The 23235-nt window shown below is 75.5% G+C and carries 16 protein-coding genes and 4 pseudogenes; 16 read left to right on the plus strand and 4 right to left on the minus strand.

Annotated elements, in window-relative coordinates; genetic code table 11:
- The coding region (locus GSF02_RS07510) for a hypothetical protein (RefSeq protein ID WP_408003873.1) at nt 1–313 on the minus strand (313 nt) is incomplete at its 3' end.
- Nucleotides 314–520: 207 nt separating this feature from the next.
- On the opposite strand from GSF02_RS07510, the gene GSF02_RS07515 reads away from it, so the two are divergent.
- Nucleotides 521–1825 carry an MFS transporter gene (locus GSF02_RS07515; protein ID WP_201308840.1) on the plus strand — a complete coding sequence of 435 codons (1305 nt, stop codon included), beginning with the start codon at nt 521–523 and terminating at the stop codon, nt 1823–1825.
- 37 nt (nt 1826–1862) lie between these two features.
- Here GSF02_RS07515 and GSF02_RS07520 read toward each other — a convergent pair whose 3' ends face one another.
- The gene (locus tag GSF02_RS07520) at nt 1863–2885 is read right to left on the minus strand and encodes a LacI family DNA-binding transcriptional regulator (RefSeq protein WP_235915440.1); all 1023 of its coding nucleotides are present in this window, start codon (nt 2883–2885) and stop codon (nt 1863–1865) included.
- A 168-nt stretch (nt 2886–3053) separates the two neighbouring features.
- Between GSF02_RS07520 and GSF02_RS07525 the strand changes: the two genes are divergently transcribed.
- From GSF02_RS07525 to purL, 5 genes are all read left to right on the plus strand, one after another.
- Entirely contained in the window at nt 3054–4988 is a 1935-nt protein-coding gene (locus GSF02_RS07525; protein WP_159794363.1) for a glycoside hydrolase family 127 protein, read from the plus strand.
- 127 nt (nt 4989–5115) lie between these two features.
- Complete coding sequence (locus GSF02_RS07530) at nt 5116–6429, plus strand: ABC transporter substrate-binding protein (RefSeq protein ID WP_159794365.1); 1314 nt, start codon at nt 5116–5118, stop codon at nt 6427–6429.
- The gene (locus tag GSF02_RS07535; protein ID WP_159794367.1) at nt 6426–7385 is read left to right on the plus strand and encodes a carbohydrate ABC transporter permease; all 960 of its coding nucleotides are present in this window, start codon (nt 6426–6428) and stop codon (nt 7383–7385) included. The genes GSF02_RS07530 and GSF02_RS07535 overlap by 4 nt, the downstream gene beginning before the upstream one ends.
- A 1-nt stretch (nt 7386) precedes the next feature.
- On the plus strand, nt 7387–8313 hold the full coding sequence (locus GSF02_RS07540; protein WP_235915441.1) for a carbohydrate ABC transporter permease: 927 nt from the start codon (nt 7387–7389) through the stop codon (nt 8311–8313).
- 194 nt (nt 8314–8507) lie between these two features.
- Nucleotides 8508–10856: a phosphoribosylformylglycinamidine synthase subunit PurL gene (purL, locus tag GSF02_RS07545; protein WP_159794369.1), complete on the plus strand. Its 2349-nt coding sequence runs from the start codon at nt 8508–8510 to the stop codon at nt 10854–10856.
- Nucleotides 10857–10896: 40 nt separating this feature from the next.
- Here the strand turns inward: purL and GSF02_RS07550 are convergent, their stop codons facing one another.
- Entirely contained in the window at nt 10897–11940 is a 1044-nt protein-coding gene (locus GSF02_RS07550) for an alpha/beta hydrolase family esterase (protein WP_159794371.1), read from the minus strand.
- Between the two features lie 68 nt (nt 11941–12008).
- On the opposite strand from GSF02_RS07550, the gene GSF02_RS07555 reads away from it, so the two are divergent.
- Entirely contained in the window at nt 12009–12416 is a 408-nt protein-coding gene (locus GSF02_RS07555; protein WP_235915442.1) for a hypothetical protein, read from the plus strand.
- A gap of 80 nt (nt 12417–12496) precedes the next feature.
- On the opposite strand, the gene GSF02_RS07560 is transcribed toward GSF02_RS07555, so the two are convergent.
- Nucleotides 12497–14737, minus strand: coding sequence for an NADP-dependent isocitrate dehydrogenase (locus GSF02_RS07560; RefSeq protein WP_159794373.1), 2241 nt, complete (start codon nt 14735–14737; stop codon nt 12497–12499).
- A 286-nt stretch (nt 14738–15023) separates the two neighbouring features.
- Between GSF02_RS07560 and GSF02_RS07565 the strand changes: the two are divergent.
- From GSF02_RS07565 to GSF02_RS07585, 9 genes and pseudogenes are all read left to right on the plus strand, one after another.
- Nucleotides 15024–16064, plus strand: a pseudogene (locus tag GSF02_RS07565) (RNB domain-containing ribonuclease); the annotation flags it as partial.
- A gap of 151 nt (nt 16065–16215) precedes the next feature.
- The gene (locus tag GSF02_RS19085; protein WP_328799008.1) at nt 16216–16491 is read left to right on the plus strand and encodes a hypothetical protein; all 276 of its coding nucleotides are present in this window, start codon (nt 16216–16218) and stop codon (nt 16489–16491) included.
- Nucleotides 16492–16508: 17 nt separating this feature from the next.
- On the plus strand, nt 16509–16880 hold the full coding sequence (locus GSF02_RS07570; RefSeq protein WP_159794375.1) for a sterol carrier family protein: 372 nt from the start codon (nt 16509–16511) through the stop codon (nt 16878–16880).
- A gap of 169 nt (nt 16881–17049) precedes the next feature.
- Nucleotides 17050–19677 (plus strand): annotated as a pseudogene (locus GSF02_RS07575) (ExeM/NucH family extracellular endonuclease); the annotation flags it as partial.
- 45 nt (nt 19678–19722) lie between these two features.
- Nucleotides 19723–19809: pseudogene (locus GSF02_RS19130) on the plus strand (carbohydrate-binding protein); the annotation flags it as partial.
- Entirely contained in the window at nt 19801–20016 is a 216-nt protein-coding gene (locus GSF02_RS19135) for a carbohydrate-binding protein (RefSeq protein WP_408003874.1), read from the plus strand. The pseudogene GSF02_RS19130 and the gene GSF02_RS19135, both read left to right, overlap by 9 nt.
- Before the next feature lie 194 nt (nt 20017–20210).
- Nucleotides 20211–22196, plus strand: a pseudogene (locus tag GSF02_RS18815) (5'-nucleotidase C-terminal domain-containing protein); the annotation flags it as partial.
- A 312-nt stretch (nt 22197–22508) separates the two neighbouring features.
- Nucleotides 22509–22616, plus strand: coding sequence for an LPXTG cell wall anchor domain-containing protein (locus tag GSF02_RS19140; RefSeq protein WP_408003875.1), 108 nt, complete (start codon nt 22509–22511; stop codon nt 22614–22616).
- A 125-nt stretch (nt 22617–22741) separates the two neighbouring features.
- A complete protein-coding gene (locus tag GSF02_RS07585; protein WP_159794377.1) occupies nt 22742–23152 on the plus strand; it encodes a hypothetical protein in 411 nt (136 codons plus the stop codon).
- Nucleotides 23153–23235 lie beyond the last annotated feature (83 nt).

Below are 23235 nucleotides of genomic sequence, written 5' to 3' on the forward strand. Positions count from 1 at the left end.
CGGCCGGCGGCTCGGCGCCGACGGGCGCCTCGCCGGCCGCCGCGTCCGGCGCACCGTCCGTGACCGCCTCGGCGCTCGCGGGCGCGGCGGCGTCCTCGTCGTCGGCCGTCGTCGTGCGGGGCGGGGTGCCCAGGGTGACCGTGGCGGCCGCGGAGGGCTCGCGCAGCGGCGTGGTCAGCGCCAGGGCGGCGGCGAGCAGGAGGGCGACCAGGGCGGCGCCGAGCGCCACCAGGACCTGGCCGAGGGCGGCCGCGGCGCCGAGCACCGTGCCGTCCACGAGCACGGCGATGCCCCCGACGAGTGCGCGCGTCATCGCACGTCCCCTCCCGCACGCGGAGTCATCCGGCCGGGGTCGCGCGCGCCCGGCGCCCACGTCGTCGTCGGCACCGCCGCTCTGCGGCCTCAGCACCATGGGACGCCGCCGCCGGGCCTCTCGCCAGCGGGCGGCGCGGCAGCCGTCACACCGGAGCGGTGGCCGGGATCACAGCCCGCGCGGGGACCCTGCGCCTACGCTCCCGCGGTGACCTCGCTGAGCACCGCGGCCGGTGGACCGGTCCGCGTCGACGCCGCCCGCCGCCGCTCGATGATCGCCTCCGCCGTCGGCAACGGCCTCGAGTGGTTCGACTGGAACATCTACGTCGTCTTCACGCCGTTCCTCACCGCCGCGCTGTTCGACCCCGGCGACCCGGCCTCGTCGCTGCTGCAGGTGCTGGCCATCTTCGGCGTCGGCTTCGTGTTCCGGCCGGTGGGCGGCGTGCTCGCCGGGTACCTGGCGGACCGGTACGGGCGCCGCGCGGTGATGATGGCGACGATGCTGACGATGTCGGCGGCGTCGCTGCTCATCGCCGTGACGCCCGCCTTCGCCGTCGCCGGCGTGGGCGCGTCCGTGCTGCTGCTGGTCGCGCGGCTCGTGCAGGGCATGGCGCACGGCGCCGAGTCGACCGCCGGCTACGCGTACATCGCCGAGATCGCCCCGGCCCCGCGGCGCGGCTTCTTCTCCTCCACGCTGTCCACCGGCGTCCTGGTGGGGTCGATGCTGGCCTCCGCGCTCGGCTGGGCGCTGACCGGCCTGCTGCCGGACGACGCCATGGCGGCGTGGGGCTGGCGCGTCCCGTTCGCCGTCGGCTCGCTGCTCAGCGTGGCCGTGCTGATCATGCGCCGGCGCATGATGGAGTCGGAGGCGGTCACCCAGGAGCTGGCCCACGAGGACCTCGACGCGCCGGCCGACCCGGGCGTGCGCCGCGCCGTCTTCTGGTCCGGCTTCCGGATCTTCTGGTTCGTCGCGGCGATCACGATCGTCTTCTACACGTGGCTGACCTCCGCCTCGACGCTCGCCACCACCCAGCACGGCATGGACCCGTCCGCCGCGTTCGCCTCCAGCCTCGTGGCGCAGGCGGTGTGCGTGTGCCTCATGCCCGTGGCCGGCCTCGTGAGCGACCGCGTCGGCCGGCGCCCGGTGACCCTGACGTTCGCGCTGGGGTTCGTGGTGCTGAGCTTCCCGCTCATGGGGATGATCAGCGACGCCCCCTGGACGCTGCTGGTGGCCCAGACCGTCGCGCTGTGCTTCGTCGCGTGCGGCAACTCCATGTACTCGGCGCTCCTGGCGGAGCAGCTGCCGACGCGCTACCGGGCCCGGACGATCGGGATCGCCAACTCCCTGAGCGTGGCGATCTTCGGCGGCACGGCGCTGTACCTCAACCAGTGGCTGTTCGGGCTCGGGCTGCAGTGGGTGTTCACCCTCTACTTCGTGCTCGTCTGCCTCGCGGCCGCCGTGGCGGTGTGGTTCATGCCCGAGCGCAGGGGCGTCGAGCTGCGGCACGTCTGAGCGGGCGCGCCCGAGCGCCGGCGGCGGCGCGCACGCGTCAGCCGTCGCCCATCGTCGAGGCCCGCACGACCAGGCGCGGCGGCGACGTCTCGACGCCGTGGGACGGGTGGCCGTCGATCGCGGCGAGCAGCAGCTCGGCGGCGCGCTGGCCGAGCCGCTCGAGCTGCGGGTCCACGGTGGTCAGCGGCGGCCGGCTGGCCAGGGCCATGACGTCCCAGTCGTCGTAGCCGGTGACGGCGACGTCCTCGGGGACGCGGATCCCGCGGTCGCGCAGGCGGTCGCAGCCGCCGCGGGCGAGCTGGTCGGACGCGAAGGCGACGGCGTCGAAGGGCGGCGGGTCCCCGGGCCGGTGGTCGCCGAGCAGGAGGTCCACCGCGAGGCGGCCCCAGCGCTCGGACCACTCCCCGTACAGCGGGTCGCCGGCGCGCTGCAGCCCGTGCTCGCCCAGGGCGTCGACGAGGGCGTCGTGGCGCACCGTGGACGCGAGCTGGTCGCCGCGGCCGCCCACGTAGGCGATCCGGCGTCGGCCGAGGGACAGCAGGTGCGCGACGACGGCGCGCATGCCCGCGGCGTCGTCCGGGACCACCGAGGCGTCGTCGGGGTCCTGCGAGGGGGCGAAGGCGTAGACGACCGGCATCGGCACGTGGATCGGCGGGCGCGGGTCGACGGTGCGGCCGGTGACGATGATGCCGTCCACGCGCCGGGCCACGAGGCTGCGCACGTGGTGCTGCTCGCGCACCGGGTCGTGCCGGGCCGTGGCGAGCAGGGCCGAGATCTGGCCGCCGACGAGCGCGTTCTCCGCCCCGAGCACCACCGGCAGCGAGAACCGGCCGGCCGAGTCCGTGCTCAGCAGGCCCACGGTGAAGCTGCGGCGCGCCGACAGGGAGCGGGCCGTGGCGTCCGGGACGAACCCGAGGCGCTCGGCGGCCTCGCGCACGCGGGCGCGGGTGGCCGGGCGCAGCGAGCCGGTGTCGTTCAGCGCCTTGGACACGGTGCTCGGCGACACGCCGGCGAGCGCGGCCACGTCCGTGATCCGGACGACGCCCGGGGTCTCGGCCACCGCCGTCTCCTTTCCGTTTTCCGACCGTTCCGCCGAACTCCTCGGAGCGGGTCCCACGATCCTAGCCATGTGCCGCACCGGAGGTGTTGACGCCTCGCGGTCGTGTCCGTACGGTACGAGGAAATCGGATTCCTAGTTTCCGCAGATCCGTCCTCAAGGGAGAGGTGCATGACGACGACGACGCATCGGCCCGCCGGCCCGACCACCGGGCGCGGCCCCGCCGCGCCCACGACCTCCGCCATCGCGGCCCTGCGGCCGCTGCCCCCGGGCGCGGCGTCGATCGACGGCGGGCTGTGGGGCCACCGGCTGCGCGCCAACCGCGAGGCCTCCGTGCCGTCCGGGCTCGAGCGGCTGCACGAGGCAGGCAACCTGCGCAACCTCGAGATCGCCGCCGGGCAGGCCGAGGGCGAGGCCGAGGGGCCCGTGTTCGCCGACTCCGACGTGCACAAGTGGCTCGAGGCCGCGGCGTGGGAGTACGGCCGCGAGCCCGACGAGCGGCTGCTCGAGGACGTGCTGCGCGTGACGCGCGCCGTGGCCGCCGCGCAGGCGCCGGACGGCTACCTCGACTCGGTGCCGCAGCTGCGCGGCGTGGAGCGGTACACCGACCTGCCGTGGAGCCACGAGCTGTACTGCGCGGGCCACCTGTTCCAGGCGGCCGTCGCGCAGTCGCGGGCCACCGGCCGGCGCGAGCTGCTCGACGTCGCGGTGCGGCTCGCCGACCACCTCGTGGCCACGTTCGGCGACGGCGACGGGAAGCTGCGCGAGGTGGACGGCCACCCCGTCGTGGAGATGGGGCTCGTCGAGCTGTACCGGGAGACCGGCACCGCCGCGTACCTCGAGCTCGCCCGCTGGTTCGTGGAGGCCCGGGGCACCGGCATCATCGCGGGCCACGGCAAGGCGCCGACCTACTTCTCCGACCGCGTGCGCGTCCGCGAGGCCACGACCGTCGAGGGCCACGCGGTCCGCGCCGTCTACCTCGGCGCCGGCGCGACCGACGTCGCCGTCGAGACCGGCGACACCGAGCTGCTCGCCGCGCTGGAGCGTCAGTACGCCGCGATGGTCGACGCCAAGCAGTACATCACCGGCGGGCTGGGCTCCCGGTGGGAGGGCGAGGCGTTCGGCGACCCGTACGAGCTGCCCGCCGACCGCGCCTACGCCGAGACCTGCGCGGCGATCGGGGGCGTGCAGTGGGCGTGGCGCCTGCTGCTGGCCACGGGCGACGCCCGCTACGCCGACCAGATCGAGCGCATGCTGCTCAACGGCTTCCTCGCCGGGCTGTCCCTGGCCGGCACCGAGTACTTCTACGTCAACCCGCTGCAGGTGCGCGCCGACGCCCACGCCGACGAGGAGCGCACCCCCGCCAGCGGCCGGCTGCCCTGGTTCGGCTGCGCCTGCTGCCCGCCCAACGTCATGCGCACCCTGTCCAGCCTCGAGGGCTACCTCGCCACCACCACCGGCGACGCGGTGCAGCTGCACCAGTACGCGCCGGGGACGCTCGCGGTGGCGCTCGACGGCGGCACGCTGCGGCTGCGGGTCGAGACCCGCTACCCGCACGCGGGCCGGGTCGTCGTGCACGTCGAGGAGGCGCCGGCCGGCGCCCGCCTGGCGCTGCGGGTCCCGGCGTGGGCCCACGGCGCGACGCTCGACGGCGCCTCCGTGGCGCCGGGCGCCTACGCGACGGTGGACCGGGCGCTCGCGGCCGGGGACGCCGTCGTCCTCGAGCTGCCCGTGGCCCCGCGCCTGACGGCGGCGGACCCCCGCGTGGACGCCGTGCGCGGCTGCGTCGCGATCGAGCGCGGGCCGCTCGTGTACGCCCTCGAGCAGGGCGACCAGGAGCCGGGCGCGGTGCTCGACGACGTGCGGCTCGACCCCGCCGCGCCCCTCGGCGAGGAGGAGCGCCCGGACCTGCTCGGCGGCGTCGTCGTCGTGACGGCGCGCGGGACGGTCGCCGAGCGGCCAGCCGTGCCGGCCGGCGCCGGGCAGTACCGCCCGGCCGGCGCCGCGCCGGCCGCGTCCCGCCCGGTCACGCTGCGCGCGATCCCGTACCACCTGTGGGCCAACCGCGGGCCGCAGGCGATGCGGGTCTGGGTGCCGGTCGCCTGAACCACGGCGGGGCGCCCACGGGCGCCCCGCCGCACGCCGCGGGCACCGACGCCCGCGGCGGGGGAGTCGAGCGCCCGCACGGGCGCCGGAGGCTCGTGCGCCCGCAGGGGCGCGGAGGAGGAGAGCGATGGAGCTCACCAGACGCCAGGTGCTCGCGCTGCTGGGCGCGGGCGGCGCGGCGGCGGCGCTGGCCGGCTGCGCGCGCGACGTCCCGGTCGTGGACGTCGGCGCCCCCGGGTTCGGCGACGGAGCGCGCGGGACCGTCAACTTCTGGTGCCGCTCGGACACCGTCAACGGCGTGCAGGCCGTGGTCGACGCGTTCCACGCGGCGCAGGACCGCATCCAGGTACGGCTCACGCCGATCCAGAACGGCCAGTACGTCACGAAGGTCGCCACGGCGATCCGCGGGGGGCGGGTGCCGGACGTCATCGACATCGACGACATCTACTCGACGCAGTTCGCGTTCCGCGACGCGTTCACCGACCTCACGCCGATCGTCGAGGAGCTGGCGCTCGGCGACGCCCTCAGCCCGGGGCACCTGGCGCTGGCGACCAAGGACGGCCGGCACTACGGGATCCCGTTCCTCGGCGACTTCTCCGTGCTGTTCTGCAACACCGAGCTGTTCGACCGCGCCGGCCTCGACGTCGACGAGCACACCGGCTCCTTCGACGGGCTGCTCGAGGCGGCCCGCGCGATCTCGGCCCTGGGCGACGACGTCTACGGCTGGTCGTACCCCGGCAACGCGTCGGGGGCGCTCGGCTTCACCGTGCAGCCGCACGTGTGGGCCGCCGGCACCGACCTCATCGCGGGCGAGGTCGGCGACCAGCGCGGCGACGTCGCCGGCAACGACGCCGTGCGCCGCACGCTCGACCTCCTGCGCACCTTCTGGGCGGAGGACCTGGTGCCGCCGGGCAGCTTCGCCGACGACGCGTCGCGGTGGTCGGCCGACTACGTCGCCGGCCGGCTGGGGATGTTCCCGGCGGGGTACGGCGTCGTGGCCCCCAACGCCTCGCCCGAGCTGCTCGAGCGCACCCGCGTGGTGCTGCTGCCCGGGCCCGACGGCGGGCGCAGCTTCTTCGACGGCGGCGACAACCTCTGCATGCCGGTGGGCGGGAGGAACCCGGAGGCCGCGGCGGAGTTCATCCGCTTCGCCGTCGCGCGCGAGCAGCAGGCCCGCATGCCCGAGGGCTACTACTCGCCGATCCGCTCCGACGTGGCGACGCCCGAGTTCGCCGAGCAGTACCCGCTCGTGGTGCCGCCGCTCGAGACGCTCGAGTCCGGCTACGCGCCCACGACGCTCGCCTACAACCTCATCTACAACCAGCAGGACGGGCCGTGGCTGCGCATGTTCCGCCGCGCCGTCTTCGACGGGGAGGTCGATGCCGCCATGGAGGAGGCGCAGTCCACGTACGACCGCATCCTGAGGCAGGCCCAGGCATGAGCGCGCCCGCCGTCCCCCGCGCCGGCGTCACGCCGCCGGCCGCCCGCGCCGCCCGCGGGGAGCGCCGCCGCCCGGCGCGCCGCCGCGGCACGCTGACCCACCCCGACCGCACCGGCGTCCTGCTGGTGGCCCCGGCGGTGGCGTTCGTCGTCGTCTTCGTCCTCGTGCCGCTCGTGGCGGCCGTGGTCATCTCGCTGACGAACTTCCCGCTCATCGGCTCCTTCCGGTTCATCGGGCTGGAGAACTATGCAGCGGTGCTCACCGACCCGTCCTTCTGGCGCTCGGTCGGCTACACGCTGCTGTACACGGCGATCGTCACCGGGCCGATCCTGCTGGTGGGCTACGTGCTCGCCGTGGTGGTCCGGTCCAACCGCCGCGGCGCCACGCTGCTGCGCACCGTCTTCTTCGTCCCGTACGTCGTCGGGCTCACGACGCTGAGCTTCCTCATGCTGCTGGAGGCCCAGCCCAACAGCGGCATGGTCAACGTCGTGCTGCGCGCGCTCGGCATCACCGACGGCACCACGGCCTGGCTCGTCGACGGGCCGCTCGCCACGGGCCTGCTGTGCGTCATGGTGATCTGGGGCGTCTCGGGCCTGACCATGGTGCTGCTGATGTCCGGCATGCAGGGCATCCCGCGGGAGGTGTACGAGTCGGCCGAGCTGGACGGCGCGTCCTGGTGGGTGCGCGAGCGGTCGATCACCGTGCCGATGCTGCGCCGCACGATCGCCATGACGGTGATCCTGTCGGTCATCGGGTCGTTCCTCGCGTTCACGCAGTTCTACATCCTGACCCAGGGCGGCCCCGGCTCGGACACCACCACGGTGGTGCTCGCGATCTACCGGCGGGCGTTCGTGCAGCTGCAGCTGGGGGCGGCGACGGCGATGTCGCTGGTCCTGGTCGTCATCACCGGACTGGTCACCGCGGCGCAGTTCTGGCTGCTGCGGGAGAGGAGCTGACATGGCCACGCTCGCCCTGCCCGGCCGGCGGACGCTCGCCGGCACGCGCACCGCCGCCCGCGGCCGCGGGGCCGACGCCGGCTCGACCGGCCCGGAGCGCGACACCCGCGTCCGGCGCACCCTCTACGTGGTGGGCGGCACGCTGGCCGCGTGCGTGTTCCTCGCGCCGCTGCTGCTGGCGTTCGTGCGCGCCGGCCAGCCGGGCGACGTCGTCGTCGCCGCGCCCGACGGGCGGTTCTTCGACCTGTCCGCCGTGAACTTCCGGGCGATCCTCGAGCAGCCGGAGATCTGGCGCGGCATCGTCAACTCGGCGGTCGTCTCGGTCACGACGGCGGTGCTCACCGCGGTGCTCGCCACGCTGGCGGGCTACGGGTTCGCCAAGTTCGGCTTCCGGGGGCGGTCGGTGCTGTTCGGCCTCGTCCTCGTGACGCTGATGGTCCCGTTCCAGGCGATCCTCACGCCGCTGTACCTGCAGATGAACGCCATGGGCTTGACCGACAGCCTGCTGGGGCTCGTGCTCTTCTACACCACGATGAACCTGCCGTTCGGCATCTTCGTCATGCGCAACGCGTTCGAGGCGGTGCCGGGGGAGATCGAGGACTCCGCGCACGTGGACGGCGCCGGCACGCTGCGCATGCTGGTCTCGGTGCTGCGGCCGCTCGTGGTGCCCGGCGCGGCGACCGCGGCGCTGTACGCCTTCCTGGCCTCGTGGACGGAGTTCCTCGGCGCCCTGACCTTCCTCACCGACTCGACGCTCTACACGCTGCCGGTCTCGCTGGTGAACCTCCAGCAGGGCGCGTACGGCCAGGTGGACTTCGGCCTGCTGGCCGCCGGGTCCGTCGTCGCGATGATCCCGTGCGTGGTGCTGTACGTGGCGCTCCAGCGCTACTACGTCGCCGGGCTGGCGTCCGGCTCGGTCAAGGGCTGAGCGCACCGGCTCGCGGGCAGGACGACCGGCGTCGTCCTGCCCGCGGCCCGGAGCCCGGGCGCCCGCCGGTAGACTGGCGCCGAACCCCGGCTCCGACCGATGCCGGATGCCGGCCCGCGCCCGCCGTCGTCGCTCGCGACACGGGGCGGGCGGTGATCACCCGGTCGGGGCGCCGTGCGAACCGAGGGAACTTGATGACCGCTCCTGCCGAGTCGTCCGCCGCCACTTATCAGCGCCCGGTGCTCGACACCGTCGAGCACGCCGCCGCGACCCCCGACGAGGTGCAGCCGTACGCGGACCTCGGCCTCAAGGCCGACGAGTACCAGCGCATCCGCGACATCCTGGGCCGCCGGCCCACCGCCGCGGAGCTGGCCATGTACTCGGTCATGTGGTCCGAGCACTGCTCGTACAAGTCCTCCAAGGTGCACCTGCGCAAGTTCGGCGAGCGCGTCACCGAGGAGATGAAGGAGCACCTGCTCGTCGGCATCGGCGAGAACGCCGGCGTCGTCGACATCGGCGACGGCTGGGCGGTGACCTTCAAGGTCGAGTCGCACAACCACCCGTCGTTCGTCGAGCCCTACCAGGGCGCGGCCACCGGCGTCGGCGGCATCGTGCGCGACATCATCTCGATGGGCGCGCGCCCCGTGGCGGTCATGGACCAGCTGCGCTTCGGCGACGTCGCCCACCCCGACACCGCCCGCGTGGTGCACGGGGTGGTCTCCGGCGTCGGCGGCTACGGCAACTCCCTGGGCCTGCCCAACATCGGCGGCGAGCTCGTCTTCGACGCGTCCTACCAGGGCAACCCGCTGGTCAACGCCCTGTGCGTCGGCGTGCTGCGGCACGACGACATCCACCTGGCCAACGCCTCGGGCGTGGGCAACAAGGTCATCCTGTTCGGCGCCCGCACCGGCGGCGACGGCATCGGCGGCGCCTCGATCCTCGCCTCGGAGACGTTCGAGGACGGCGTGCCGGCCAAGCGCCCCAGCGTGCAGGTGGGCGACCCGTTCATGGAGAAGGTGCTCATCGAGTGCTGCCTGGAGCTGTTCCAGGCCAAGGTCGTCGAGGGCATCCAGGACCTCGGCGCCGCGGGCATCTCCTGCGCCACCTCCGAGCTGGCCTCCAACGGCGAGGGCGGCATGCACGTCGACCTCGACTCGGTGCTGCTGCGCGACCCCACGCTCAACGCCGGCGAGATCCTCATGTCGGAGTCGCAGGAGCGCATGATGGCCGTCGTCCGGCCGGAGAAGCTGGACGAGTTCCTCGCCATCACCGCGAAGTGGGACGTCGAGACGTCGGTGATCGGCGAGGTCAACGCCACGGGCCGGCTGACGATCGACCACCACGGCCAGCGCATCGTCGACGTCGACCCGAAGACGGTGGCGCACGAGGGCCCGGTCTACGACCGCCCGTACGCCCGCCCGGCCTGGCAGGACGCGCTCGTCGCCGACACCACCGCCGCTCGTGGCCTGCCCCGCCCGGAGACCGCCGAGCAGCTGCGCGCCACCGCGCTGCGCCTGCTCGCCGCGCCGAACCTCGCCTCCAAGGCCTGGGTCACCGACCAGTACGACCGGTTCGTGCAGGGCAACACCGCCCTGGCCCAGCCCGACGACGGCGGCGTGGTCCGCGTGGACGAGTCCACGAACCGCGGCGTGGCCCTGGCCACCGACGCCAACGGCCGCTACGCCAAGCTCGACCCGCGCACGGGCGCGGCGCTCGCGCTCGCCGAGGCCTACCGCAACGTGGCCACCGTGGGCGCCGAGCCGCTCGCCGTGACCGACTGCCTCAACTTCGGCTCGCCGGAGAACGCCGACTCGATGTGGCAGCTCGTCGAGGCGATCGAGGGCCTCGCGGACGCCTGCCAGGAGCTCGGCGTGCCGGTGACCGGCGGCAACGTGTCGCTCTACAACGAGACCGGTGAGCCGGGCCGCGTCGACTCCGCCATCCACCCCACCCCGGTGGTCGGCGTGCTCGGCGTGCTCGACGACGTGCGCACCGCGGTGCCCTCCGGCTGGCGCGCCGCCGGCCTGAGCGTGCTGCTGCTCGGCACCACCGCCGACGAGCTCGACGGCTCGGCCTGGGCCGACGTCGAGCACCAGCACCTGGGCGGCGTGCCGCCGCGGGTGGACCTCGCCGCGGAGAAGGCGCTGGCCTCGGTGCTCGTGGCCGCCCGCCGCGACGGCCTGGCCGCCGCCGCGCACGACCTGTCCGAGGGCGGCCTCGCCCAGGCGCTGCTCGAGGCGTCGCTGCGCTTCGGCGTCGGCGCGCGGGTCTCCGTGGCGCCGGTGGCCGAGCGCGACGGCGTGACCCCGTTCGCCGCGCTGTTCAGCGAGACCACGGCGCGCGCGCTCGTCGCCGTGGACCCGGCCCGCGAGGCCGAGGTCGTCGCCGCGGCGCAGGCCGCCGGCGTGCCCGTCGTCCGTCTCGGCGAGACCGGTGGGGACGCCGTGGTCGTCGAGGGGCCGTTCGAGGGCGGGGCGCTCGAGATCCCGCTGGCCGAGGCCCGCGAGGCCTTCGAGGGCACGCTGCCGCGCATCTTCGGCTGAGCCCCGCGGGCGGGTCCGGGCAGCGCCCGGGCCCGCCCGCTCAGCCCGCGCCCAGCGCCGCGTCGAGCATCGCCGCGGCGAACCCGGGCGCGAGGTCGGGCACGTGCTCAGCGCCCTCGACGGTCCACAGCGCCACGCGCGCTCCGTCGCGGCAGCCGCCGTACGTCGTCACCGACGTCTCCGGCCCCGGCAGCGACTCCTCGACGTCCAGCGCGCCCGCCCGCGTGGCGGGCTCGGCGCCGCAGCCGTCCAGCCGCGCCCAGGCGTCGACCGAGTCGGTCGCCGACGGGTACGGGAACGGGCCGGTGCTGCCGCCGTCGTACCGGACGGTGGAGTCCGCCGTGCCGTGCACCTGCAGCACGCTCACCGGGCGTGACGGCGCGCAGTCGTCGGCCGTGGCCGTCATCGCCCCCGCGAGGGAGACCACGGCGGTGACCAGCTCGGCGTGCTCGCACGCCATCCGGTAGGCCATGAAGCCGCCGTTCGAGTGGCCCACGACCGCCACGTGGCCGGGGTCGACGGCGTACGACGCGGCCACGGTGCGCAGCACGTCGGCGAGGTAGCCGGCGTCGTCCACCGGGGGGCCGAAGAAGTTGCAGCACGCCTCGGTGGCGTCCCAGAACCGCCGCCCCTCGTCGTCCGGCGTGCCGTCGGCCAGGACGTAGAGCACGCCGCGTCGCTCCACCTCTGCCCAGAGGCCGAGGGCGGCGTCCACCTCCGCGGCGTCGGAGCCGTAGCCGTGCAGCAGCAGGACCAGCGGTGCGGGCGCGGCGGGGTCGTACGACGCCGGCACGACGAGCCGCACGGGGCGCCCGTCGACGTCGAGGTAGCCCTCCGTGCCCGGCGCGATCTCCGGCGGGGGAGCGGGCGCGGGGGCCGCCGACGGCACGGCGGTCACGCCCGGCGCCGTGCTCGGGCCCGCGGTGGGCGCTCCCGTCGTGGCGCCGTCGGGCGGCGCCGGGTCGTCCCCCGGGTCGCACGCGCCGAGCAGCAGCACGCCGAGGGCGGCGACGAGGGGCACGACGGCACGCAGGACGGCACGCAGGACGGCGGTGACGGCGTGCGGACGGCGGGCGACCGGCATGAGCCGATCCTCGCGCATGCGCGCCGCGGGCTCCATAGAGTGGGAGCGACCCGTCCCGGGAGGCCGCGATGTGGCGTACCGCCCTCGGCTCCACGACGGTCGCCGCGCTCACGGCGGCTGCCGCCCGGGCGCCGCTGTGGCCGCGGCACCGCCGGCGCGGGCCGCACCGCCCGCGCCGCGCGCAGCGCCGCCGCCGGCGCATCCCCGGGCCGGACCCGTTGACGACGCTGCGGCTCCAGGTCCGCCTCGGCGAGCTGGCGCGCCAGCTGCGCGACGTCGAGCAGGACCCGGCGGTCTACGCCCGGGCCCACCACTGGCACGCGACCCAGGGTGCCTACGACGCGCTGCTGCGCGAGGCGTGCCGGATGGCGGGCGTCCCGGTGGACGACCGCCCCCTGCGCGCCGACGAGCGCACCGCCGCCGCGGAGCGGCTGCGCATCGAGCTGGAGCTCGCGGCCCGCGGCTGGTCCTGGTGAGCGCCCGGCACAGGAACGCCCGGCACAGGAACGCCCGAGGGCGGCCCCGCCGCAGCGGGACCGCCCTCGGGCGTCGGTCGTCAGGCGCCGAGCGAGGCCAGCGCCTCGTTGAGCGTCGCGGACGGGCGCATCACGGCCGAGGCCTTGGCGTCGTCCGGGCGGTAGTAGCCGCCGATGTCGGCCGGGCGGCCCTGGACCGCGACGAGCTCCTCGACGATCCGCTGCTCGTCGGCCGCGAGCTTCTCGGCCAGCGGCGCGAACGTCGCGGCGAGCTCCGCGTCGTCGGGCTGCGCGGCGAGCTCCTGCGCCCAGTACAGGGCCAGGTAGAAGTGCGAGCCGCGGTTGTCGATGCCGCCCAGGCGGCGCGTCGGCGACTTGTCCTCGTTGAGGAAGGTGCCGGTGGCGCGGTCGAGCGTGTCGGCCAGCACCTTCGCGCGGGCGTTGCCGGCCACCGAGGCCAGGTGCTCGAACGAGGCGGCCAGCGCGAAGAACTCGCCGAGCGAGTCCCAGCGCAGGTAGTTCTCCTCGACCAGCTGCTGCACGTGCTTGGGGGCCGAGCCGCCGGCGCCGGTCTCGAACAGGCCGCCGCCGTTCATCAGCGGCACGACCGAGAGCATCTTGGCCGAGGTGCCCAGCTCGAGGATGGGGAACAGGTCGGTGTTGTAGTCGCGCAGCACGTTGCCCGTCACCGAGATGGTGTCCAGGCCCTCGCGCATGCGGGCGAACGAGTAGGCGCACGCCTCGGCCGGCGCCATGACGAGGATCTCGAGGCCCTCGGTGTCGTGCTCCGGCAGGTACTGCTCGACCTTGTTGATGAGGTTGGCGTCGTGGGCGCGCTCGGCGTCGAGCCAGAACACGGCCGGGGCGCCGGTCGCGCGGGCACGGGTGACGGCGAGCTTGATCCAGTCGCGGATCGGGGCGTCCTTGGTCTGGCAGGCGCGCCAGATGTCGCCGGCCTCCACGTCGTGGCTGATGATCACGTCGCCGGCCGCGGTCACGACCTCGACGGTGCCGTCGGTCGGGATCTCGAACGTCTTGTCGTGCGAGCCGTACTCCTCGGCCTTCTTGGCCATGAGGCCCACGTTCGGCACCGAGCCGATCGTGGCGGGGTCGAGGGCGCCGTGCTCGCGGCAGTCGTCGATCGCCGCCTGGTAGACGCCGGCGTACGACGAGTCGGGGATGACGGCGAGCGTGTCGTGCTCGGCGCCGTCCGGGCCCCACATCTTGCCGCCCGCGCGGATCATCGCCGGCATCGAGGCGTCGATGATGACGTCGGAGGGCACGTGCAGGTTGGTGATGCCCTTGTCGGAGTTCACCATCGCCAGCGCGGGGCCCTCGGCCAGGCCCTGCTCGACGGCGGCCCTGATCGCGGCGCCGTCGGGCAGCTGGTCGACCTTGGCCAGGAGCGCGCCGAGGCCGTCGTTCGGCGAGATGCCCGCGGCGCGCAGCTGGTCGCCGTACTTCTCGAACAGGGTGGGGAAGTAGGCCTGCACCACGTGGCCGAAGATGATCGGGTCGGAGACCTTCATCATGGTGGCCTTGAGGTGGGCCGAGAACAGCACGTCCTCGGCCTTGGCGCGGGCGACCTGCTCGGCGAGGAAGGTCCGCAGCGCACGGACCGACATGAAGGTGCCGTCGACGACCTCGCCGGCCTCGACCTTCAGGCCGTCCTTGAGCACCGTGGTGGTGCCGTCGGCCGCGACGAGGCGGATGGTCAGCGTGTCCTCGGCGGGCATGACGACGGACTTCTCGTTGGAGCGGAAGTCGCCGGACTCCATGTGGGCCACGGTGGTCCTCGACTCCGGCGACCAGGCGCCCATGCGGTGCGGGTGCGCCTTGGCGTACGCCTTGACGGAGGCGGGCGCGCGGCGGTCGGAGTTGCCCTCGCGCAGCACCGGGTTCACGGCCGAGCCCTTGACCTTGTCGTAGCGCGCGCGGTGGTCGCGCTCGGTGTCGGTCTGCGGGTCGTCCGGGTAGTCGGGGATCGCGTAGCCCTGGGCCTGCAGCTCGGCGATCGCGGCCTTGAGCTGCGGCACCGAGGCCGAGATGTTCGGCAGCTTGATGATGTTGGCCTCGGGCGTGGTGGCCAGCCGGCCGAGCTCCGCGAGGTCGTCGGCGACCCGCTGGTCGGCGGGCAGGACGTCGGAGAACTGCGCGAGGATGCGGCCGGACAGCGAGATGTCCCGGGTCTCGACCTCGACGCCCGCCTGGCCGGCGTACGCCTGGACGATCGGCAGGAACGAGTACGTCGCCAGGAGGGGCGCCTCGTCGGTGTGCGTGTAGATGATCGTGGACTTGCTGGTCTGTGCGGACGAGGCCATGGGCGGCGTTGCTCCCTGGGACGTGGGTGCTGCGGTGGCAGCCGTGCGGATTTCGCTCGACGTCAAGATATCGGACCCCCCACGCCGCCGGGAACCGGAGCCGCGGGGCCGCTCGTGGAGGCCCCGTGGAGGGTGTCGCGTCGGGCGGTGTCATGCCATGCCACCAGGTCCTTCGGCCGCTAGGGTCGGCGTCGTGCCCACACGCAACCTGCGGATCGCGCCCACGGTCTCCGACGAGGTGCGGGCAGCCCTCGCAGCGCTGCGCGCCGAGCTGCGCCTGCCCGCGATGTTCCCGCCCGAGGTGCTCGAGGAGGCTCGCGCCGCCGCGGCGGAGCTGACGCCCGGCGGGTCGTGGGACGTGCGGCGCAGCGCGTCCGACCGGCGGGACCGCCGCGACGTCGACCTCGTGACCATCGACCCGCCGGGGTCCCTCGACCTCGACCAGGCCGTGCACGTCGCCTCCTCCGGCGACGGGTACGTGGTGCGCTACGCGATCGCCGACCTCGCGGCGTTCGTGGCGCCGGGCGGCGCCGTGGACCGCGAGGTGCACCGGCGCGGCACGACCGTCTACGGGCCGGACACCCGCACGCCGCTGCACCCGCCGGCGCTGAGCGAGGGGGCGGCGAGCCTGCTGCCCGAGCAGGACCGCGCCGCCGTCCTGTGGACGATCGGCCTCGACTCCCACGGCGAGATCACCTCGGCCACGGTCGAGCGCGCCGTCGTGCGCTCGCGCGCGCGGCTCACCTACGGCGAGGCGCAGTCCGCCCTCGACGACGGCACGGCGCCCGAGTCGCTGCAGCTGCTCGCCGACGTCGGCCGGCTGCGCCAGGAGCGCGAGCGCGCCCGCGGCGGCGTCTCGCTCGACGTGCCGGAGCAGGAGGTGGTCCAGCGGGCCGACGGCTCGTTCGGGCTGGAGTTCCGCCGCACGCTGCCGGTCGAGGGCTGGAACGCCCAGATCTCGCTGCTCACGGGCATCGCCGCCGCCCGCATGATGCGCGAGGCCGGCGTCGGCATCTTCCGCACCCTGCCCGCGGCGGACCCGCGGGACGTCGCGCGCCTGCGGCGCACCGCGACGGCGCTCGGCATCGACTGGCCCGAGCACCTGACGTACCCCGACCTCCTGCCGCGGCTGGAGTCGCGGCGCCCGGCGCACGCGGCGTTCCTCAACGAGGCCACGAGCCTGTTCCGGGGCGCCGGCTACCTCGCGTTCGGCGTGCCCGCCCCGGCCGCCGACGGCGGTGCGGGAGGCGGTGCGGGCGGCGCGGGCAGCGGTGGGGTCCCCGGCGCGGCCGCCGGCGAGGTCGTCGCCCTGCCCGCCGACGCCCGCCACGCCGCCATCGGCGCGGAGTACGCCCACGTCACCGCGCCGCTGCGCCGCCTCGTGGACCGGTACGGCACCGAGATCTGCCTGGCCCACGCGGCCGGGGCGCGAGGTGCCCGGCTGGGTGCTCGAGGCGCTGCCCGGCCTGCCCGCCACGATGGCGGCGGCGGGCCGGACGGCGTCCTCGTTCGAGCGGGCCTGCGTGGACGTCGTCGAGGCCGCGCTGCTCGGCGGCCGGGTCGGCCAGCGGTTCGACGCCGTGGTGGTCGACGTGGACGAGCGCGACGGGGTCGACCGCGGCCAGGTGGTGCTGCGCGACCCGGCGGTGCAGGCCCGGGTGGACGGGGCGTCGCTGCCGCTGGGCGAGCGCGTCAAGGTCACCCTCGCCGAGGCCTCGGTCCGCGACCGCGCCGTGCGGTTCACCCTGCCCTGACGTCTGGCGTCCCTCCCATGCCTCCTCGCCGCCGCACCGACCCCGTCGTCGGACGCGCCGCCGTCGCCGCCTGGCTGGCCGGCGGCGCCTCGCGCGCCGACGTCACCACCGCCGTCCGCTTCACGCTCGAGGAGCTGGCCGACGTCGCGCCCGGCAACGCCGTCGAGGTGCGCGTGCCGCCGGCCGGGGCCGTGCAGGCCGTCGCCGGGCCGCGGCACACGCGCGGCACGCCGCCGAACGTCGTGGAGACCGACGTCGACACCTGGCTCGGCCTCGCCACCGGCCGGGAGACCTGGGCCGACGCCGTCGCCGCCGGCCGCGTGCGCGCCTCGGGCGAGCGGGCCGACATCTCCGGGCTCCTGCCCCTGCAGGCGGCGCGGGAGCGCTGAGAGCCCCTGCGCGAGCGCCGAGCGACGGAGCGCCGCCGGCACCTGCGCCGCGGGACGGCGCGGCGAAACATGCTTGTCACAGGCGACGGCTAGCCTCCGAGGCACCTTCGCCGGGCCGTCGTCGTCCCGACTCCCGCAGTTCCCCCGGGGTTCACCGGGTGCTGGTCGGATGACGGCGCCTCGCACCGACGGGCCCACCGAGCAGCCAGGAGCCAGCGTGACCACGACAGTCTTCCCTCACGGCCGCGGGAGAGCGGTCGCCGCGGCGCTCGCGGCGGTGCTCGCGGCGCCGACGACGGTGGCGCTCGCCGCGCCCGCGTCGGCCGCCGCCGCGCCCGATGCGCCCGTCGTCATCGACGAGGTGTACGGCGGCGGCGGCAACGGCGGCGCGGCGTTCGACCAGGACTTCGTCGAGCTGTGGAACCCCACCGACGAGCCGGTCAGCCTGGACGGCTGGACGCTGCAGTACGCCTCCGCCTCGGGCACCTGGGCGAACGGCGCGCAGACGGCGCTGACCGGCACGGTGCCGGCGCACGGGTCGTACCTGGTCGGCCAGGCCTTCGGCGCGAACCGCGACCTGCCCGACCTACCCACCCCGGACGCGACCGGGACGATCGCCATGTCGGGCACCGCCGGCAAGGTGGCGCTGGTCAGCGACGCCGCCCGCCTCGACTGCGCCGGCGCGGCCTGCGCGCAGCTGCCGCAGGTGGTCGACATCGTCGGCTGGGGCGGCGCGAACGCGTTCGCCGGGTCGGCCCCGGCGCCCGCCACGACCAACGCCACCTCCGTCGCGCGCACCGCGCACGCGAACACCGCCGACAACGCCGCGGACTTCCGGGCCGGCGCGCCGACGCCCGCCGGCAGCGGCGTCCCGACGCCGGAGCCCACCCCCGAGCCGACGCCGGAGCCCACCCCCGAGCCGACGCCGGACCCCACGCCCGAACCCACCCCGGACCCGACCGACCCGGGGACGCCCGCCGACGTCGTGCCGATCGCCGCGATCCAGGGCACCGGCGCGACCTCCCCGCTGGCCGGGCAGACCGTCACCACGGTCGGCGTGGTCACCGCCGCGTACCCGACGGGCGGTCTGAACGGCTACACCATCCAGACGCCCGGCACGGGCGGGGAGCTCGACCTCGCCGAGCACGCCGCCTCGGACGCCGTGTTCGTCTTCTCCGCCGCGACCGACCACCTCGTCGAGGTCGGCGACACCGTGCAGGTGACCGGGCAGGTCTCGGAGTACCAGGGCCTCACCGAGCTCACCGTCCGGGCCGCGACGGACCTCGTCGCGCTGCCCGACGCCGCGCCGGTCGCCCCGGCCGTGGTCGACTGACCGGGGACGGACGCCGCGCGCGAGTCGCTGGAGTCGATGCTCTACGCGCCGGGCGCGTTCACCGTGTCGAACACCTACTCGACCAACCAGTACGGCGAGGTCGGCCTGGCGGCCGGCGACGAGCCGCTGCTGCAGCCCACCGACGTCGCGCGCCCCGGCACCGTCGAGGCCGAGGAGGTCGAGGCCGACAACGCCGCCCGGGCCGTGGTGCTCGACGACGGCGCCTCGACGAACTTCCTCAACAGCTCCAACGCGGGCCTCACCCCGCCGTACGTCTCCCTCGACGAGCCGGTGCGCGTGGGCGCCGCCGCCCGGTTCACGGAGCCGGTGGTCGTCGACTACCGGAACAGCACCTGGAAGCTCAACCCCACGCGGCCGCTGGCGGCCGGCGCCGCCGCCCCGGTGCGGTTCGAGGACACGCGCACCGCGCAGCCCGAGGACGTCGGCGGCGACGTCCGGGTCGCGACGTTCAACGTGCTCAACTACTTCACCACGCTCGGCGCCGACGTCGCCGGCTGCACGTCGTACGACGACCGCACCGGTGACCCGGTCACGACCCGCAGCTGCCCGGGCGACGGCCCGCGCGGCGCGTTCGAGGCCGAGGACCTGGAGCGCCAGCAGGCGAAGATCGTCGCGGCGATCGACGCGCTCGACGCCGACGTCGTCGGCCTGCTCGAGATCGAGAACTCGCTGGTGGTCGACGGCGTGGCCGACGAGGCGACCGCCACCCTCGTGGACGCGCTCAACGCCGCCGCCGGCGAGGACCGCTGGGCCTACGTGCCGTCGTCGCGGCAGCTGCCGCCGGCCGCCGAGATGGACGTCATCACCAACGCGATCATCTACCAGCCCGCCGCGGTGGAGCGCTCCGGGGAGTCGCTCGCGCTCGGCACCGAGTCGGCCGCCGGCGGCGCGTTCGACAACGCCCGTGAGCCGGTCGCCCAGGAGTTCGTGCCGGCCGGCGGCGGCGAGCCGTTCCTCGTGGTCGTCAACCACCTCAAGTCGAAGGGCTCGGCGGGCCCGTGGCCGGGCGACGCCGACGCGGGCGACGGCCAGGGCGCCTCGAACGAGTCGCGGGTGCGCCAGACGACGGCGCTGCGCGACTGGGTCGACGAGATCGCCGCCGACGGCGAGGCCGTCGCGCTGGTGGGCGACTTCAACTCCTACACGCAGGAGGACCCGCTGCAGGTGCTCTACGACGCCGGGTACACCGACGCCGCGTCGCGCCTGGCCGAGGGGCAGCGCTCCTACTCCTTCGACGGCCTGTCGGGCTCGCTCGACCACGTGCTGCTCAACGGCCCGGCGCTCGAGCGCGCCACCGGCGCCGACGTGTGGGAGATCAACGCCGAGGAGTCCATCGCCCTCGAGTACAGCCGGTACAACTACCACGGCACCCTCTTCTATGCGGCGGACCCGTACCGTTCGAGCGACCACGACCCCGTCGTCGTCGGCCTCGGCGCCGGCGCGACCGAGGAGCCCGAGCCGGAGCCGCAGGCCCCCGCCTGGGACGCGAGGACCGTCTACGTCGACGGCGACCGCGTGAGCAGTGACGGGCGCCAGTACGAGGCGCAGTGGTGGACCCGCGGCGAGGTGCCCGGCTCCACCCCGTGGGGCTCGTGGATGGAGGTCGGCGCCGCGGTGCCGACCGCCGACGGCACCGTCAGCGCCTGGACGCCGTCGTGGGTCTACACCGGCGGCGAGACCGTCGCGCACGACGGCCGCCTGTGGAAGGCGAAGTGGTGGACCCGCAACCAGGAGCCCGGGGCCAGCCCGTGGGGCCCCTGGCAGGACCTGGGCGCGCTGTGAGCGCCCGCCCCGACCAGCCGGCCCGCCCGGGCCGGTCGACGACATCCAGCGATCGAGGAGACCGCACCGTGAACCACTCGTCCCCCTGGCGCCGGGGGAGGGCGGCGGCAGCCGCCGCCCTCTCGGCGACCCTCGCCGTCCCCGCGGCGGCGGCGCTCGCCGCGCCCGCCGCGCCCGCCGCGGCCGCCGCCGACCCGGTCCAGATCGACATCGTGGACATCAACGACTTCCACGGCCGGATCCAGGCCGCCGCCGAGGCGGGCGACCCCAGCACTGTCGGGTTCGCCGGGACGGTCGAGGAGATCCGCGCGCAGAACCCCGACGGCACGGTGTTCGTGTCCGCGGGCGACAACATCGGCGCGTCGCTCTTCGCGTCGTCGTTCGAGCAGGACCAGCCCACGATCGACGTGCTGAACGCCCTCGGGCTGCAGGCGTCGGCGGTCGGCAACCACGAGTTCGACCAGGGCTACGACGACCTGACCGGGCGGGTCGCGGACGCCGCCGACTGGCCGTACCTCGGCGCCAACGTCTACCGCGACGGCACCGACGAGCCCGCGCTCGACGAGTACGCGATCGTGCCGGTCCAGGGCGTCGACGTGGCGTTCGTCGGCGTGGTGACGCAGGAGACGCCGACCCTGGTGTCGCCGGCCGGCGTGGCCGCCCTCGACTTCGGGGACCCGGTGGCGGCGCTCAACCGGGTGACGGCTCAGCTGCAGGACGGCGACGACGCCAACGGCGAGGCCGACGTGGTGGTCGCGCTCGTGCACGACGGCGCGAGCGCCGGCACGCCCGACGGCGCCACGCTGGAGGACGAGGTGGCCGCCGGCGGCGTGTTCGCCGACATCGTCACGCAGAGCGACCCGCGCGTCGCGGCGATCCTCACCGGCCACACCCACAAGCAGTACGTCTGGGACGCTCCCGTCCCCGGCGCAGAGGGACAGACGCGGCCGATCGTCCAGACCGGCAGCTATGGCGAGAACGTCGGTCACGTGACGCTCTCGCTCGACCCCGAGACGCACGAGGTGCTCGCCTACGAGGCCGAGAACGTCGCGCAGACGAGCACGTCGGAGGCTGAGCTCGTCGCGACGTACCCGCGGGTCGCCGAGGTGGACCGGATCGTGACCGCGGCGCTCGAGCGCGCCGACGAGGTGGGCAAGCAGCCCGTCGCCGAGGTCACCGCCGACATCACCACGGCGTTCGCCGGCGGGTCGTACGTCGACGGCAGGTGGACGGGCGGCACGCGCGACGACCGGGCCTCGGAGTCGGCGCTGGGCAACCTCGTCGCCGACGCGCTGCGCGACTCCCTGGCCGACCCGGCCCGCGGCGGCGCCGAGATCGGCATCGCGAACCCCGGGGGCCTGCGCGCCGAGCTGCTCCACGGCGAGGACGGCGTCATCACGTACGCCGAGGCCAACGCCGTGCTGCCGTTCGTCAACAACCTCTGGTCGCTGACGCTCACGGGCGCGCAGCTCGAGGAGGTCCTCGAGCAGCAGTGGCAGACCGACGGCGAGGGCGAGCGCCCCTCGCGCCCCTACCTGGCGCTCGGCCTGTCCGACAACGTCACCTGGGTGGCCCGCACCGCCGACGGCAACGCCACGCCCGGCGACAACGTCGCCGCCGTGTACGTCGACGGCGAGCTCGTGCAGCCGGACGACACCTTCCGCGTCGCCACGTTCAGCTTCCTGGCCACCGGCGGCGACAACTTCCGCGCCTTCGCCGACGGCACCGACGTGCGCGACTCGGGCCTCGTGGACCGCGACGCCTGGATCGCGTACCTGAGCGGCAACGCGCCGGTCTCGCCGTCGTTCGCCCGGACGCGGACCGTCGCCCCGCAGCTGCCCGCGGCGGTGCCCGCCGGCGAGAAGCTGGCGGCGACGCTGTCGGGCCTCGACCTCACGTCGCTCGGCGCGCCGCAGAACACCGCCGCCGCGCTGTCGCTCGTCCCGGCCGACCGGCCCGACGCCGAGGGCGTCGACCTCGGCGAGGTCCCCGTCGTCGACGGCACGGCCGACGTCGCCGCCGTCGTCCCGGCGGACACCGCGCCGGGCGAGTACACCCTGCGCGCCGCCGTCGCGCCGTCCGGCACGGTGGCGCAGCTGCCGGTCACGGTCGAGGCGGCGAGCGAGGCGCCGACGCCGACGGACCCGTCCCCGCAGCCCACCACGGAGCCGACGCCCGGTGCGGGCGACGAGCCCGGCGACCCGGCGCCCGCGGGCCCGCAGCTCGCCCTGGACGCGCAGACCGTGGCCCAGGGCGGCTCGCTGACCGTCTCGGGCGCCGGCTTCGCCGCCGGCGAGACGGTCGCCGTGGAGCTGCACTCCGCGCCGGTCCTCCTCGCCGAGGGCACCGTCGCCGAGGACGGCACGTTCACCGCCCGGGTGACCGTCCCGGCCGACGCGGCCGTCGGCGAGCACACCGTCGTCGCCACCGCGGACTCCGGCACGGCGTCCGCCGCGCTGACCGTGACGGCCGCCGCGGCCGCCGGCCCGGACGTGCTGCCCCAGACCGGCGCCCAGGTGGCCGGGATCGTGCTGCTCGCCCTCGCGCTCGTGGGTGCCGGCACGTGGCTGGTGGTGCGCCGCCGCCGTCTCGCCGCCTGACGCACGCTGACGCGCCGCTGGCGCGGCGCTGACCCACGGGAGGTCCCGGGCCGTGCGGCCCGGGACCTCCTGCCGTCCCTGCACCCGCGTCGGTGCCCGGGCCGGGGCGCCGATAGGCTGGGCGGGTGAGCACCACCGCGGACGAGCCGGGCGCCCCGCGCCCGCAGACCGGCCGGCCCGAGGACCCGCAGGCGGGCCGCGGGACCGGCCCGGAGACCACGCCCGACCCGGCGCCGGAGGCCGGCACGCCGACCGCCGACGCGGCCGAGGTCAGCAGCGTCGTCGACCCCACCACGGTGCGGCGCGCCCCGCGGTACCGGGCGTTCTTCTGGCTGGGCGGCATCCTCGGCGTCGTCCTCGGCGCCGCGATCGGCCTGTACCTGGTCACGAGCACCGACCCGGCCGACCTCGGCGGCCCGCTGCAGAAGCCGGGCGTCTACGTCACCGTGATGATCCTGGCCACGACGCTGGTCACGGAGCTGCTCGCCGGGCTGGTCGCGATCCTGCTCGACCGCCGCAGCCTCCGGCGCCGCTGAGCCGCCCCGGTGAGATCGGCAGCTCGTCGCGGGGGGCGCGCCCCCCCGGGGCGCCCCAGCGCCGCGGGGGCCGCCACCCCCGC

Origin of the sequence: Puerhibacterium puerhi (assembly GCF_009846865.1) — a bacterium.
GTDB lineage: Bacteria > Actinomycetota > Actinomycetes > Actinomycetales > Cellulomonadaceae > Puerhibacterium > Puerhibacterium puerhi.